This window comes from Bacteroides sp. MSK.20.82, assembly GCF_019052485.1.
Classification (GTDB): Bacteria; Bacteroidota; Bacteroidia; order Bacteroidales; family Bacteroidaceae; genus Bacteroides; species Bacteroides thetaiotaomicron.
In genome coordinates this window covers 1-15872 of sequence record NZ_JAHQUN010000034.1, presented here as the reverse complement: position 1 = coordinate 15872, position 15872 = coordinate 1, and the positions used below count along the sequence as shown (strand labels likewise).

The 15872-nt window shown below is 44.4% G+C and carries 12 protein-coding genes and 1 riboswitch; of the genes, 9 read left to right on the top strand and 3 right to left on the bottom strand.

Annotation, left to right across the window (positions count from 1 at the left end):
• The first annotated feature begins 40 nt into the window (after positions 1–40).
• The 3 genes from KTR07_RS20505 to pncB all read left to right on the top strand — a co-directional run bounded on the left by KTR07_RS20505 (position 41) and on the right by pncB (position 4244).
• Positions 41–979: a DUF1848 domain-containing protein gene (locus KTR07_RS20505; RefSeq protein WP_011108052.1), complete on the top strand. Its 939-nt coding sequence runs from the start codon at positions 41–43 to the stop codon at positions 977–979.
• A gap of 383 nt (positions 980–1362) precedes the next feature.
• The gene (locus tag KTR07_RS20500) at positions 1363–2142 is read left to right on the top strand and encodes an SDR family NAD(P)-dependent oxidoreductase (RefSeq protein WP_008766263.1); all 780 of its coding nucleotides are present in this window, start codon (positions 1363–1365) and stop codon (positions 2140–2142) included.
• Positions 2143–3074: 932 nt separating this feature from the next.
• Positions 3075–4244 (top strand): nicotinate phosphoribosyltransferase, encoded by a 1170-nt coding sequence (pncB, locus tag KTR07_RS20495; RefSeq protein ID WP_113748218.1) that lies wholly within the window; start codon positions 3075–3077, stop codon positions 4242–4244.
• A gap of 212 nt (positions 4245–4456) precedes the next feature.
• On the opposite strand, the gene KTR07_RS20490 is transcribed toward pncB, so the two are convergent.
• Positions 4457–4780 carry a co-chaperone YbbN gene (locus tag KTR07_RS20490; protein ID WP_113748216.1) on the bottom strand — a complete coding sequence of 108 codons (324 nt, stop codon included), beginning with the start codon at positions 4778–4780 and terminating at the stop codon, positions 4457–4459.
• 190 nt (positions 4781–4970) lie between these two features.
• Positions 4971–5177: riboswitch (cobalamin riboswitch) on the top strand.
• Positions 5178–5312: 135 nt separating this feature from the next.
• Here KTR07_RS20490 and accC point away from each other — a divergent pair.
• From accC to KTR07_RS20470, 4 genes are all read left to right on the top strand, one after another.
• A complete protein-coding gene (gene accC / locus KTR07_RS20485; protein ID WP_217315493.1) occupies positions 5313–6824 on the top strand; it encodes an acetyl-CoA carboxylase biotin carboxylase subunit in 1512 nt (503 codons plus the stop codon).
• Positions 6825–6844: 20 nt separating this feature from the next.
• Positions 6845–7354 carry an acetyl-CoA carboxylase biotin carboxyl carrier protein subunit gene (locus KTR07_RS20480; RefSeq protein WP_113748214.1) on the top strand — a complete coding sequence of 170 codons (510 nt, stop codon included), beginning with the start codon at positions 6845–6847 and terminating at the stop codon, positions 7352–7354.
• A 20-nt stretch (positions 7355–7374) separates the two neighbouring features.
• Complete coding sequence (locus KTR07_RS20475; RefSeq protein WP_113748213.1) at positions 7375–8910, top strand: acyl-CoA carboxylase subunit beta; 1536 nt, start codon at positions 7375–7377, stop codon at positions 8908–8910.
• A 162-nt stretch (positions 8911–9072) separates the two neighbouring features.
• Complete coding sequence (locus KTR07_RS20470; protein WP_061473757.1) at positions 9073–10575, top strand: arylsulfatase; 1503 nt, start codon at positions 9073–9075, stop codon at positions 10573–10575.
• A gap of 181 nt (positions 10576–10756) precedes the next feature.
• Here KTR07_RS20470 and KTR07_RS20465 read toward each other — a convergent pair whose 3' ends face one another.
• On the bottom strand, positions 10757–11791 hold the full coding sequence (locus tag KTR07_RS20465; RefSeq protein ID WP_008766269.1) for a YeiH family protein: 1035 nt from the start codon (positions 11789–11791) through the stop codon (positions 10757–10759).
• 579 nt (positions 11792–12370) lie between these two features.
• Positions 12371–13411, bottom strand: coding sequence for an N-acetylmuramoyl-L-alanine amidase (locus KTR07_RS20460; protein ID WP_008761152.1), 1041 nt, complete (start codon positions 13409–13411; stop codon positions 12371–12373).
• Between the two features lie 121 nt (positions 13412–13532).
• On the opposite strand from KTR07_RS20460, the gene KTR07_RS20455 reads away from it, so the two are divergent.
• Positions 13533–14813 (top strand): O-acetylhomoserine aminocarboxypropyltransferase/cysteine synthase family protein, encoded by a 1281-nt coding sequence (locus tag KTR07_RS20455; protein WP_008761151.1) that lies wholly within the window; start codon positions 13533–13535, stop codon positions 14811–14813.
• Positions 14814–15026: 213 nt separating this feature from the next.
• Entirely contained in the window at positions 15027–15794 is a 768-nt protein-coding gene (locus KTR07_RS20450; RefSeq protein ID WP_008766271.1) for an MBL fold metallo-hydrolase, read from the top strand.
• The last annotated feature ends 78 nt before the right edge of the window (positions 15795–15872 follow it).

The following is a 15872-nucleotide window of genomic DNA, read 5'->3' as shown; positions in this document are numbered from 1 at the left end:
AATTATTGCAATACAACCAATTTTACCGTAACTTTGAAATATGATAATTAGCGCCAGCCGCCGGACAGATATTCCGGCATTCTATTCGCAATGGTTCTTCAACCGGATTAAAGAAGGATATGTGTTAGTTCCCAATCCTTTTAATCCTAAAATGATCAGCAAGGTCAGCTTACATCCTGCTGTGATAGATTGCATCGTGTTCTGGACCAAGAATCCCGCCCCGATGATTGATAAACTGGATCATCTGCAAGACTACAAATACTACTTTCAGTTCACCCTCAATCCTTACGGAGAGAAATTAGAGAATAATCTGCCGTCAGTCAACAAACGAATAGACATATTCAAACGCCTTTCGGATAAAATAGGAAAAGAAAAAGTGATCTGGCGCTATGACCCGATACTGACCAATGAAGAGTACGACGTTTCTTTCCATAAGGAGGCGTTTGCCCAAATTGCCTATGGACTTAAAGACCATACCGAAAAGTGTATGCTGGGATTTATTGACCATTACCAGCATATCCGCACCGCAGTCGGCCAGTTCAACATACAGCCGTTGCGAAAAGAGGAGATTGAAGAAATAGCCGTCTCTTTCAGGAATACCATCAACGAATATCCTGCCATCCAACTAGATACCTGCACCTCCAAAGTTGATCTGAGACATTTGGGAATCCCTGCCGGACTGTGTATCGACAAAGAACTGATCGAAAGAATCACCGGCTACCCCCTCCTTGCCAAAAAAGACAAAAATCAGCGGAATGTCTGCAATTGCATTGAAAGTATCGACATAGGCACTTATGAAAGTTGCCTCAACGGATGCATCTATTGTTACGCCATCAAAGGCAATTACAACAGTGTGGAATATAACACTAAGAAACATGACAGGAATTCGCCTTTGCTGATCGGGCATCCGGCAGAAGATGATGTAGTGAAGGAACGGGAAATGAAAAGTCTGCGAAACAATCAATATTCATTATTCTGAATCACGCCCGGACTCCAAATAATTCCTTCGCATAAGAGCAAAAAAAAGGCTATCTATCCCAGACAGCCAATCTTTGTTAACCTTAAATCTAATACTATGAAAAACACAGTACAAAGATACGGACTTTTGCCTCATCTCCAAATTTTCCGGCTAAAACGGGACATCTTATAACATGGTTTAATAGAATCAGAACCGCATTAACAAATAAGCAACTTCATGTTAACATTTAGCAGTCTTCTTAAATATTTAGCCCATAAAACTGAATGAGATGCAAAAGTTTTCGAATCTGTTGCCGATTCCTATTAATAAGAGTTTACAGGCAACAACAAATCCATTCATTAGCTGTTAATTAGAGGAAGGTAATCATCAAATTCTCAACATATATGAAAAGATTTGAAAACAAAGTAGTCGTCATCACCGGTGCTGCCGGTGGCATTGGCGAAGCAACCACACGCCGCATCGTCTCCGAAGGAGGAAAAGTAGTCATCGCCGATCTTTCGCAGGAAAGGGCCGACAAGCTTGCCGCCGAACTCACTCAAGCAGGGGCCGACGTGCGTCCCATCTATTTCTCCGCCACCGAACTCCAAAGCTGTAAAGAACTGGTTGATTTCGCCATGAAGGAATACGGTCAGATAGACGTACTTATAAACAACGTAGGCGGAACCGACCCCAAACGTGATCTGAATATTGAAAAGCTGGATATCGATTACTTCGACGAAGTATTCCATCTGAACCTTTGCTGCACGATGTATCTTTCTCAGCAGGTCATTCCCATCATGACCACTCACGGAGGCGGAAATATCGTAAACGTAGCATCTATAAGCGGACTGACAGCCGACGCCAACGGCACTCTCTACGGAGCCAGCAAAGCAGGTGTCATCAATCTGACCAAATATATCGCCACCCAAATGGGAAAGAAAAATATCCGCTGCAATGCCGTAGCACCGGGACTGGTTCTTACCCCTGCCGCACTGGACAATCTGAACGAAGAAGTACGCAATATATTTCTGGGACAATGCGCCACGCCTTATTTGGGAGAACCCGAAGACGTTGCCGCCACTATTGCATTCCTGGCCTCCAACGATGCACGATACATCACCGGACAGACGATTGTGGTAGACGGTGGCTTAACCATTCACAATCCTACCGTTGAATTATCATAAATATACCCCGGACAGTACATCCTGCTTTTTATCATAAGAACGATGAAGGTGTGTCAAAAATCAAAAGTAACTAAACTGAGGCTGACTAAAAAGTCAGTTGTATCCACACTCTCCTCCTTCGGGAAGAGGAGTACCCGTAGGAGGAGGTGGTAGGTGAGCACACAAGCTATTGATATTCAACCATACAGCATACCTACCACTCCGGCTTTCAGCCACTCTTCCTTCCTGAAGAGGGGAGTTTAGTTACTTTTGACACACCTTCATAAAGCCAGATGTACTGTCCATTTATTCTCTTTCTCGTCTCCCTCAGCATACTCCAAAGCCGTTTTTTCTAATTAACAAATAAAAAGTCCCTTTTTCCCCGCTAATCGGACACAGCAGCCCCGATGGCAGCAACGGAAAGATCGTGACCAATACCTCTTCACTTACCACAGCACTGCATATCGTCAAGAGTATAACCATTCATATCCAATAAACAAAGTAAATAAAAGGCTGCAACTATGAGCAGGTTATTACTATAAGCATCCGTTCTCTCTTTAACGAGAAAAAATTCTCATGCCTTCGAGAAAAAATTCTCATTGCAGTGAGAACTTTTTCTCAATGCGATGAGAAACTTTTCTCATAGTGGTGAGAATTTTTTCTCATCACCATGAGAATGATTGAGAATATAGTAATCCGTATCATACTGTATAATAATCATATACGTATTTTGCGTCTTACGGTTTACAGCAATAATTGATTGGTTATAAAGAAGCTTATTCATAAAAAAAGTATTTTTTCGCCTATTTTGTTGAAGCATCACCGCTATAGAAAGCGAAAACACCCTAAAAGTGGGATTAACTTACTAAAAGAAGGAATTATTGCCAATTAATCAGTAGGATTGTTCAACAAATGCTAACTTTACGACGTTTTACATATAAAGAATAAACGGCATGATTGTAAGAACACTACTGGATACAGACCTCTATAAGTTTACCACCTCGTACGCTTATATCAAATTATTCCCTTACGCAATGGGCACTTTCAGTTTCAACGACAGAAACGAAACTGAATATACCGAAGAGTTTCTGGAAGCGCTCAAAAGCGAATTCAACAAACTCAGCCGGTTGAGACTTACGGAAGAGGAACTGGAATACATGACACGCAATTGCCGGTTTCTTCCTAGAGTCTATTGGGAATGGCTGTCTTCTTTCCGTTTTGATCCGGACAAGATCGATATCCATCTGGACACAACGGGCCGGCTGCATATTGAAGTCAGCGATTTTCTTTATAAAGTCACACTGTATGAAGTACCGCTGCTCGCCATCGTATCCGAAATCAAAAACAAGTTTTTCGGCAACGTACCCGATATGAGCGAGATACTCTGCAAATTGTCGGAGAAAGTGGAATTGTCCAATCAGCACCAACTCCGCTTCTCAGAGTTCGGCACGCGGAGAAGATTCTCAATCGACGTACAGGAGACGGTGATCAAACGGCTGAATGATACGGCCAAATACTGTACCGGAACTTCCAATTGCTATTTTGCCATGAAGTACGGCATGAAAATGATGGGAACTCATCCGCATGAGTGGTTCATGTTTCATGGGGCACAGTTCGGATATAAGCACGCCAACTATATGGCGCTCGAAAACTGGGTGAATGTATACGACGGAGATTTGGGCATTGCGCTGTCCGACACTTATACTTCAGGAATATTCCTGAGCAATCTCAGCCGCAAGCAGGCCAAGCTATTCGACGGAGTGCGCTGCGATTCCGGCAATGAGTTTGATTTTATCGACAAGCTGGTAGCCCGCTATAAAGAACTGGGCATCGATGCCACTACCAAAACTATCGTCTTCAGCAACGCTCTCGACTTCACAAAAGCACTGGAAATTCAGGAATACTGCAAGGGCAAGATTCGCTGTTCCTTCGGAATCGGTACCAATCTTACGAATGATACAGGATTTACCCCTTCCAACATTGTCATGAAACTCACGCAATGCAAAATGAATGTCAATCAGGAATGGAGAGAATGCATCAAACTATCGGATGACGAGGGAAAGCATACAGGCAGTCCGGAGGAAGTACAGGCTTGTCTGTACGAACTGAGGCTGGCGAAATAAAGACCGCTCTGAACAGAAAGCCGGGATACGGGCATAAAAAAAGGAGCAACGCCTTGCTCCAACCTTTGTTAACCTTAAATCTAATACTATGAAAAACACAGTGCAAAGATACGTACTTCTGTGTTATTAGCAAATTATCCAAATAAAAAAGTATGTTTTATAACACGATTTAAAACTTTCAATTAAAAACATCCCTTTTTATTAATACTTTTTCAAGATTTAAACTCCTTGACTGCTCTTCCCAATCTTCCCAGAGTCAGTTCGCCGGATTGTCTCCAGAGCTGTTCACCTTTTCTGAAAAGAATGAATGTGGGAGTGGATTCAATGGTATAAAAATTAGCGAGATCACTTTCCTTGTCTACGTCTACCTGTACTACCTCGACTATCCCTTCCATCTCTTTCTTGAACTCTTTAATCAAAGGCTGCATACGCTGGCAGTGAGGACACCACGTTGCATAAAATTCTGCCATTACCCAGTCATCACCCGCCAGTTTCTCTCTGTTTCTCGTATCACGAGCTATTTTCTTTTCTTTCATATCGATTCTCCTTTTAATTAATTAGTGGGAGTCTTAACAATACAAAAAGGGGAAGGTTTAACACATAAACATTAATACACAGAGATTTAGTTCTATTGGAAAAGTAAAGGAGAGGAAATCTGCCGGAGCATTCATTGCACAAAACTGAAACTTTCGTGCAAAAACAGAACACAGTATTCAATATTTATTTATCTTTGCCCCCCGAAATGGTTCGGAGTCCGTGTCCAACGGACAACGATTAAAAGGGAATCGGGTGCAAATCCCGTACAGTCCCGCTGCTGTGAAGCTCTATACAATGTCTTATTAATGAACTAATTTATCGCCACTGATGTTATTTCGGGAAGGCACTATAAGACAAGAGTCAGTCAGAAGACCTGCCACTTCGCGTAAAGCGTTCTTCTGCCTCGTGGGTTAGGAGAAAGAACATCATTTGTTAAGCCCCAAATCAAGAAAATACTGTGTTTCTGTCGGATGGACTATGTCTGTGAAGATGGGAAGGCATTAAATAAGTATGTACTTAATTGAGTAAAGTATGATAAAAAAAATCTTAGTAGCCAATCGCGGTGAAATTGCCATAAGGGTGATGCGCTCCTGCCGGGAGATGGAGATAACGAGTATCGCTATTTTCTCCGAAGCAGACCGGACCGCGAAGCACGTGCTCTATGCAGACGAAGCTTATTGCGTAGGACCGGCAGCATCCAAAGAGAGTTATCTGAATATAGAAAAAATCATCGAAGTGGCAAAGGAATGCCATGCAGACGCTATTCATCCGGGATATGGTTTCCTGTCCGAAAACGCGACTTTCGCCCGACACTGTCAGGAAGAAAATATTATTTTTATCGGACCGAACCCCGAAACGATGGAGGCAATGGGCGACAAGATATCCGCCCGTATTAAAATGATCGAGGCAGGAGTCCCTGTCGTTCCCGGCACACAGGAGAATCTGAAAAGTGTGGAAGAAGCCGTAGAACTCTGCAACAAGATCGGTTATCCGGTGATGCTGAAAGCATCTATGGGCGGCGGCGGAAAAGGTATGCGCCTTATCCACAGTGCGGAAGAGGTGGAAGAGGCTTATACGACTGCCAAAAGCGAGTCACTTTCTTCGTTTGGCGACGATACCGTTTATCTGGAGAAGTTCGTGGAAGAACCTCATCACATTGAATTTCAGATTCTGGGCGACAAACACGGAAACGTGATTCACCTGTGCGAACGCGAATGTTCCGTACAGCGCCGCAACCAGAAGATTGTAGAAGAGACGCCATCGGTTTTCGTGACTCCCGAACTACGTAAAGACATGGGTGAAAAGGCGGTAGCCGCCGCCAAAGCGGTCAACTATATCGGTGCAGGCACGATTGAGTTCTTGGTTGATAAGCATCGCAATTATTACTTCCTCGAAATGAACACCCGTCTGCAAGTAGAACATCCGATTACGGAAGAAGTGGTCGGAGTGGACTTGGTGAAAGAGCAGATCAAAGTTGCCGACGGCCAAGTGCTCCAGCTGAAACAGAAAGATATCCAACAGCGCGGCCATGCCATCGAATGCCGTATTTGTGCCGAAGACACGGAAATGAACTTCATGCCGAGCCCGGGAATCATCAAGCAGATTACAGAACCGAACGGAATCGGTGTTCGTATCGACAGTTACGTTTACGAAGGATATGAAATCCCGATCTATTATGACCCGATGATCGGCAAACTGATCGTATGGGCTACTAACCGCGAATATGCCATCGAACGGATGCGCCGCGTACTCCATGAGTATAAACTGACAGGGGTAAAGAACAACATCAGCTACCTGCGTGCCATCATGGACACTCCGGACTTTGTGGAAGGCCATTACGACACAGGCTTTATCACCAAGAACGGCGAGCATCTGCAACAATGTATCATGCGCACCAGCGAACGTGCCGAAAACATTGCCATGATTGCTGCCTACATGGATTATCTGATGAATCTTGAAGAAAACAGAGGTGACGCAACGGACAACCGTCCCATCAGCAAATGGAAAGAATTCGGTTTGCACAAAGGTGTACTTCGTATCTAAACTAAAAACAGCATTCAATTATGGAAATTCATATAGGAGACCGCGTAGCGGAAATAGAACTCGTCAGCAAGGAAGACAATAAAGTGGTACTTACCATTGACGGAAAACCGTTTGAAGCAGATGTTGTGATGGCCGAAAATGGCACCTGCAATATTCTGATGGACGGTCGCAGCGCAAACGCACAACTGATTCGCCGCGAAAGCGGTAAAAGCTATAAGGTAAATACGCATTATAGCAGTTTCAATGTCGAAATCGTGGACAGCCAGGCAAAGTATCTGCGTATGCGCAAGAAAGGTGAAGACGAACAGAACGATCGTATCACTTCCCCAATGCCGGGAAAGGTGGTGAAAATCCCTGTTACGGCAGGGCAGGAAATGAGGACGGGAGATACCGTCATCGTCATCGAAGCCATGAAAATGCAGAGCAACTACAAAGTGACTTCAGATTGCCGCATCAAGGAAATTCTGGTTCAGGAAGGCGACAACATCACCGGTGACCAGACATTAATAACATTAGAGCCGATTGTATAATACTAAAAACGGATTGCATCATGGAAGAAATAAATAAAGCATACGCCACGTTCCAGGAACGTGACCGCATCGCTTCCCTCGGTGGGGGCGTGGAAAAGATTGAAAAGCAACACGAAAGCGGAAAGATGACTGCCCGCGAACGCATCGAAATGCTGCTCGACAAAGGTACTTTTGTTGAACTGGACAAGTTAATGGTTCACCGCTGCACCAACTATGGCATGGACAAAAACAAGATTCCGGGAGACGGCATCGTATCCGGTTACGGAAAGATTGACGGGCGCCAGGTATTTGTTTATGCCTACGACTTTACAGTCTACGGAGGTTCACTGTCCGCTTCGAATGCAAAAAAGATTGTGAAAGTGCAGCAACTGGCATTGAAGAACGGTGCTCCGATAATTGCGCTGAATGATTCCGGAGGCGCACGTATTCAGGAAGGAATTGAAAGCCTTTCCGGCTATGCGGATATTTTCTATCAGAACACAATGGCAAGCGGAGTGATTCCTCAGATTTCGGCTATTCTTGGTCCGTGTGCCGGAGGCGCCTGCTACTCTCCTGCCCTTACTGACTTCATCTTTATGGTGAAAGAAAAGAGTCACATGTTTGTGACAGGTCCGGATGTGGTAAAGACTGTGATTCACGAAGAGGTAAGCAAAGAAGAACTGGGCGGTGCCATGACACACAGCAGTAAAAGCGGTGTCACTCACTTTATGTGCAATACCGAAGAAGAACTGTTGATGAGCATTCGCGAACTGCTTTCCTTCTTGCCTCAGAATAATATGGACGAAACAAAAAAGCAGAACTGTACTGACGAAACCAACCGTGAAGATGCCGTACTCGACACCATCGTCCCCGCAGACCCGAATGTACCATACGACATGAAGGATATCATCGAACGGGTAGTAGATAACGGCTATTTCTTCGAAGTAATGACCAACTTCGCAAAGAATATCATCATCGGTTTTGCACGTCTGGCAGGCCGTTCGGTTGGTATTGTCGCCAATCAGCCGGCCTACCTTGCCGGTGTTCTCGACATTGACGCCAGCGACAAGGCAAGCCGCTTCATCCGTTTCTGCGACTGTTTCAACATTCCGTTGATTACTTTCGAAGATGTGCCGGGATTTCTTCCCGGATATACGCAGGAGAACAACGGTATCATCCGCCACGGTGCTAAAATCGTTTATGCGTTTGCCGAAGCTACTGTTCCCAAACTGACAGTCATTACCCGCAAGGCATACGGCGGCGCGTATATTGTGATGAACTCCAAACAGACAGGTGCAGATGTGAACTTCGCTTATCCGAGTGCGGAAATCGCAGTCATGGGTGCGGAAGGTGCGGTAAACATCCTGTTCCGCAAAGCGGATGCAGAGACAAAAGATAAAGAACTGGAAGCCTACAAGGAAAAGTTTGCCACTCCCTACCAGGCTGCCGAACTGGGATTCATCGACGAAATCATCTATCCGAGACAAACCCGCAAACGTCTGATCCAGGCACTGGAAATGACAGAGAACAAGATGCAGACGAATCCGCCTAAAAAACATGGAAATATGCCTTTATAAGTTATAGGCGGTTAGCTATAATAAAAGAGACTGTTTCAGTACAGGTGCCCCCACCTGTTTCTGAAACAGTTTCTTTTTTCATATAAAAAGCAGAAATGCTTTCACGCAAAATAGATAAAACTTTATACCTTTGCAGTATTACATTATGAAAAACCAGAAAATATGATTAACCTGAAATGTACATTTGCCGTCACGGCCGGATTGTGCTCATTTTTGGCCTATGCACAAAAACAACCGCACATTATCTTAATTATGACCGATCAGCAACGTGGCGACGCCATGGGATGCATGGGTAATGAATCTGTTATCTCCCCCCATCTGGACGATTTGGCAAGCGAAGGAACGTTGTTTATGAACGGATATTCTTCGTGTCCCAGCAGTACCCCTGCCCGTGCCGGACTGTTGACCGGACAGTCTCCCTGGCATCATGGCTTGTTAGGATACGGTAAAGTTGCCCCCAAGTACAACCACGAAATGCCTCAGATGCTGAAAGATGCCGGATATTATACCTTCGGTATCGGAAAAATGCACTGGCATCCGCAACGAATCAAACACGGTTTCGAAGGAACGCTGCTGGATGAAAGCGGACGCCGGGAAGATCCGAATTTCATCAGTAACTATCGCTTATGGTTTCAAATACAGGCACCGGGAAAGAACCCGGATGAAACCGGAATCGGATGGAACGATCACGGAGCAGCTACCTATAAACTGAAAGAAAGTCTGCACCCTACTTATTGGACAGGTGAAATGGCTTGTCAGATGATACAGAATTATGATAACGGCAATCAGCCCTTATTCTTGAAAGTTTCCTTTGCCCGTCCCCACAGCCCGTACGACCCGCCTCAACGCTTTCTCGACATGTATAAGGATGCACAGGTTCCCGATCCCGTCATTGGTGACTGGTGTGGGAAATACGCCAAAGAACTGGCCCCCGAAAAAGCAGCCAAAGATGCTCCCTACGGCAACTTCGGAAATGAATATGCACGTCACTCCAAACGCTATTATTATGCCAACATCACTTTCATAGACGAACAGATAGGGCGTGTCCTCCAGACCTTAAAAGACAAGGGAATGTATGATAATTCCCTTATCATTTTCGTTTCCGATCATGGAGATATGATGGGAGATCACTACCACTGGCGGAAGACTTATCCGTATGAAGGATCTACGCACATACCTTATATTATTAAATGGCCAGCCAAAGCGCAAGTCGTTCCCGGCAAGGTGGATAATCCCGTAGAACTCCGTGACCTGCTGCCAACTTTCCTCGAAATAGCGGGAACCTCCGTCCCCACCGACATAGACGGACGCTCTCTGCTATCTCTGGCTAAAGGTACAGAAACGGAATGGCGCAAATACATTGATCTGGAACATGCCACTTGCTACAGTGATGACAACTATTGGTGTGCCTTGACCGACGGAAAGATTAAATATATCTGGTACTTCTATACAGGTGAAGAGCAATTGTTTGACCTTGCCAAAGATCCCAAAGAGCTGCATAATGCTGTGAACGACAAGAAATATAAAAAGCTGCTGACAGGCATGCGTGCAGAAATGATCCGCCACCTCAGTGAACGGGGAGAGGAATTTGTGAAAGACGGTCAATTGGTTGTCCGCAAAAAAACGATGCTTTACGGTCCTAACTATCCGAAAGAAAAGCAATAAATATAGCCTGCCCGGATGAAACGCATCACTTTCGCCACAAATTGTATCTATCATACAGATAAAATGGGAAGTTCTCAGTGACTGACACTTAATTTATCCGTCTAAGATTGTACAATTTGCGGTGAAAGTGATAATAAGTATTTTGCAAGGAGACGTTTTCCCTTACATCAGATGATTTCTCCTACATCAGATAAGGAGTGAGATACTTCACAAGGAAATATCCGCCGACCACCAGCCACACATAAAGTAAAAGAGCCAGTACGAAAGGTTTGGCTCCGGCCTTTCTGAATTTATCGATGCTTGTTTCTGTCCCAAGTGCCGTCATAGCCATTGTCAGCAAAAAGGTATCCAGTGTGTTAATACCTGCCACCAACTGCGCAGGAAGCAAATCAAAAGAATTGAAAGCGATGACACCCATAAAGCCTATTGCAAACCAGGGCACTGCAATCTTCTGAAACTTCTGCCCTTTCTGCACTTGTCTTTTCCGCGCTCTCGCCACCAGATAGGTAGTAATCAGAAGCACAGGAACCAACATCATCACACGAATCATTTTCACTATGATGGCAGAATCCGAAATACCGTTTCCCATCGCGTCTCCGGCACCTACTACATGGGCAACCTCATGCAGGGTAGCCCCCGTATAAATCCCCATCTGATCGGGAGTCAGTGCACAAAATCCGTTCCGGTACAAGAAAGGATACAGAAACATGGAAATAGTACCGAAAATCACGACAGTAGACACGGACACAGCCGTTTTATATGGCTTTGCCTTGATGGTCGATTCAGCCCCCAGAATGGCGGCGGCTCCACAAATTCCACTTCCGATGGAAGTAAGTAATGCGATTCCACGGTCCATCTTCAGCAGCTTACCAAGATAGATGCCGCCACAAATAGTCACAGCCACAATAATCACATCGATCAGCATAGCCGGCAATCCGATAGCCATCACATCCTGAAAAGTCAATCTGAAACCATATAAAATGATACCGATGCGCAGAATCTTCTTCGAGCAAAACTGGATACCCGGCACCCACGTTTCCGGAAGGTGGTTTCGCAGACTATTGGCATAAAGCATACCCAAAATGATACCGACAATCATCGGACTGAAAGAAATACTTCTTACAAAAGACATCTCGCCAATATAAAATGCAGCACAAGAAAATAATGCTATCAACAGGACACCGTGCAGCATGCTGCTTCTCTTTTCATTGAACATAAATGATTTGATTTAAGTGATACTTAATTATTTCTTTTTTGCAAAGGAAGACATTTTCCGGCAGACTGAATCACAGAATTTTATTATGTCGGATAATCCCTGGTTATAACCCCAAAGCGGTTATAACAAAAAAACGGCACCTCGATTCACATCGCAGCACCGTCACAACACAAACACAAAATAAAACACGACAAAACTACTATGCAATCTTACCTGTAATGCCGGGGAGGCATATCTTGCTTGACTTATCTATATTCGCATACCCATAAGAAGCTTTATCAGGTGATTTGCATAATAAATAACGCACCCATTCGGATTTTGTTCACAAGAGTTCTGAAAAAAATGAAGTTAAGACGACTTTTTAACAAAAAAAACGGTACCCCGATTCACATCGCAGCACCGTCACAACACAAACACAAAATAAAACACGACAAAACTACTATGCAATCTTCCTGTTATGCCGGGGAGGCATATTCACTGACTCATATATATTCGCATACCTACAAGCAGCCATCAGGCGATTTGCACATATATAACATCCCGATTTTCGTTTTGTTCACGAAAAAAAGAGATTGAAGTTTATTTTCTCCCTTTAAAATCTTTCAGAAAGCCTTCCATCAACCATTTGGCAAGGGCCTGACGGTTGGAATCCATCACCAGTCTCCGCTGGTCAAATGTATTCTGTATATTCCCCAGTTCGACAAAGACAGAAGCAGGAGTAGTGTGTGAAAGTACATATAAATTGCGTCCGCTCACCGTTCCGGAAAAGCCGCGGTTCGGCTGATGCTTTCCATATTTGGATTCGAACGTATCTTTCATGTTGTTTGCCAGCCGTTTGCTTTCAGCTTTCTTATTGGAATGATAGAAAAAGACATCCGTCTGCTTTTTTTTGCTGCGGCTGTCTACATGGATGAAGATAGCGCGGCAGTAAGTATAGTTCTGACGGTCTTTCCGATAAAGAGCATTGATTTTGTTACAACGCTGCTGAAGACGCTGCACCTGATTCAATGGAATCGGGTCGCCCATACAAGTCTCACGCTTGCTGTTAGAGAGGTAAGCGTCATTACGGATACCATCTTTGGCATCCTGAATAATGATATGCACTTCCGCCCCTTCCTGCATCAGATTCCGGGCGAGACGAAGTGCAATGTCATAGGCATATTCGTCTTCGTGAAGTTCGTGCTTCCCTACCCGTCCGATGGCTCCCGGATCAGGACCGCCATGCCCGCTGACTACATAGAAGCAGGCACCTGCCAGTCGGTTGGAAGTGACCTTTACATTCGCCAGTTGCTTACCGAAAAGAGGTTCATGAAGAGTGGTTCCTATTTTCGAAGCCTTTGAGGATTGTTTTCTTGCCGGTGTCTCTTTATCAGCCGCCGTCGATCTCTTGACAGGAGGAATTGTATATGTCACCCCCAGTTTCAGCACATTTCCTTTCCCCAGCTTTGCCTTATTCAGTTCCACAAAATCATCGTAATATTTCTTTGGAGCACGGTTATGACGCAGCAAAAAAGTAGAAATCCCCTCACCTGCTTTCGGAGTAGCTTTTTGTTGCGCCTGCACATCAGCCAACGAAAGAAGAAAACTAATTAATAAAAGAATATAGAATCTTTTTTTCATATTCGACTACTACCTTATCAGTATCATTTCACTTATAAACAGGACAAAAATACAATTATTTTCCCTACTTTTGCCCCGTTAAAACTTTTTTTGGCAATAAAACTTAAAACCCTATATCATTATGGCAAAACAATTCAAACCCGAAACCCTGTGCGTACAGGCCGGATGGACGCCTAAAAAGGGTGAGCCGCGTGTGCTGCCCATCTATCAGAGTACAACTTTCAAATACGATACCAGCGAACAAATGGCACGCCTTTTCGATTTGGAAGACAGTGGTTATTTTTATACCCGCCTGCAAAACCCGACCAATGACGCGGTTGCCGCCAAGATTGCCGCCCTTGAAGGTGGTGTAGCTGCTATGCTTACATCCAGCGGTCAGGCAGCCAACTTTTATGCCATTTTCAATATCTGCCAGGCAGGAGATCATTTCGTTTGTTCATCCGCCATCTATGGAGGAACATTCAATTTATTCGGTGTCACCATGAAGAAACTCGGCATCGACGTTACATTCGTTAATCCGGATGCCAGCGAAGAAGAAATCTCGGCAGCTTTCCAGCCTAATACGAAAGCACTGTTCGGAGAAACGATCTCCAATCCTTCTCTCGAAGTGCTGGATATCGAAAAGTTTGCCCGTATCGCACACAGTCACGGAGTGCCTTTGATTGTGGACAATACATTCCCGACTCCTATCAACTGCCGTCCTTTCGAATGGGGAGCAGACATCATCGTTCATTCTACTACCAAGTACATGGACGGACACGCCACCAGCGTAGGCGGCTGTATCGTCGACAGCGGCAACTTCGACTGGGATGCCCATGCAGACAAATTCCCCGGACTCTGTACACCGGACGAATCTTATCATGGTCTGACCTATACAAAAGCATTCGGCAAAGGCGCTTACATCACCAAAGCAACCGCACAACTGATGCGTGACCTCGGCAGCATCCAAAGCCCGCAAAATTCTTTCTTACTGAATCTTGGACTTGAAACACTGCACCTGCGTATGCCTCAACATTGTCGTAACGCTCAGAAAGTAGCAGAATATCTTTCTAAGAACGAGAAAGTGGCTTGGGTTAACTATTGCGGCCTGCCGGATAACAAATACTATGCACTGGCACAGAAATATATGCCGAACGGCTCCTGCGGAGTAATCTCCTTCGGACTGAAAGGCGGACGTGATGTATCTATCAAGTTTATGGATTCATTAGAATTTATCGCTATTGTGACTCACGTAGCTGATGCCCGTAGTTGTGTGCTTCACCCCGCCAGCCATACTCACCGCCAGTTGTCGGATGAGCAGCTGATGGAAGCAGGTGTACGTCCCGACTTAATCCGTTTGTCCGTAGGTATCGAGAATGCGGATGATATCATTGCGGATATTGAGCAAGCGTTGAATGCGTAAAAGCTGATTACTATCAGATAACAAACAGCAAAGGCACAGGACATTTTGATTCTGTGCCTTTCTCTTTTCACCAATGCTTCATCCCTTTCTTATTTACTGCCTATCATCCTACTTCTCAATAAGAAAGTTAATTTCTAACAGAATATGTTTAATCATGAACTGATAAATCGCTATAGATGTTTATCTTTGTAAGGAACCAAACTCTGTATAGATATGAAAAAGATTTTATTAGTAGCACTCGCGCTGTGCCTTTCTTACGGATTTGCTTATTCCTGTTTATTCAATCATTCAATTAATCTGACCACAAAGATGCAGAACTTCGAAACGGATTCGTTTACCACCAAGAACGGGAAAAGCCTGAAAATCACTTTCTTTAAGCATGCCAGCTTGTTAATAGAATATGCTGGAAAAAAGTTTTTTGTTGATCCAGTCTCTGATTACGCAGACTTTACACAACAACCGAAAGCTGACTATATCCTGATAACACATGAACACCATGACCATTTCGATACCAAAGCAATTGCTGCGATCGAAACCCCGGATACAAAAATTATTGCCAATCCGAATTGCCAGAAGATGCTGGACAAAGGACAAGCCATGAAAAATGGTGATATACTGCAAATTACACCCGAAATCAAACTGGAAGCAGTACCTGCTTATAATACAACTCCCGGTAGAGATAAATTCCATCCCAAGGGACGTGACAACGGATATATCCTCACTGTGGGCGGCACCCGGATTTACATTGCCGGAGACACGGAAGATATCCCGGAAATGAAACAAATAAAGAATATCGATATAGCCTTCCTGCCTGTCAACCAACCGTATACGATGACACCGGAACAAGCTATACAATCTGCAAAAACCATTCAACCACATATTTTGTATCCGTACCATTACGGAGATACGAATATCAATGAAGTGAAGGACGGATTAAAAAACGAAAAAGAAATAGAAGTACGTATCCGTGCTTTACAATAAAAATACAAACCTAGTTGAAAAATAAAAGGACGTTCCTGGGGAAAAAGGGGAAATGTGGGAACAGGAACGTCCTTAGAA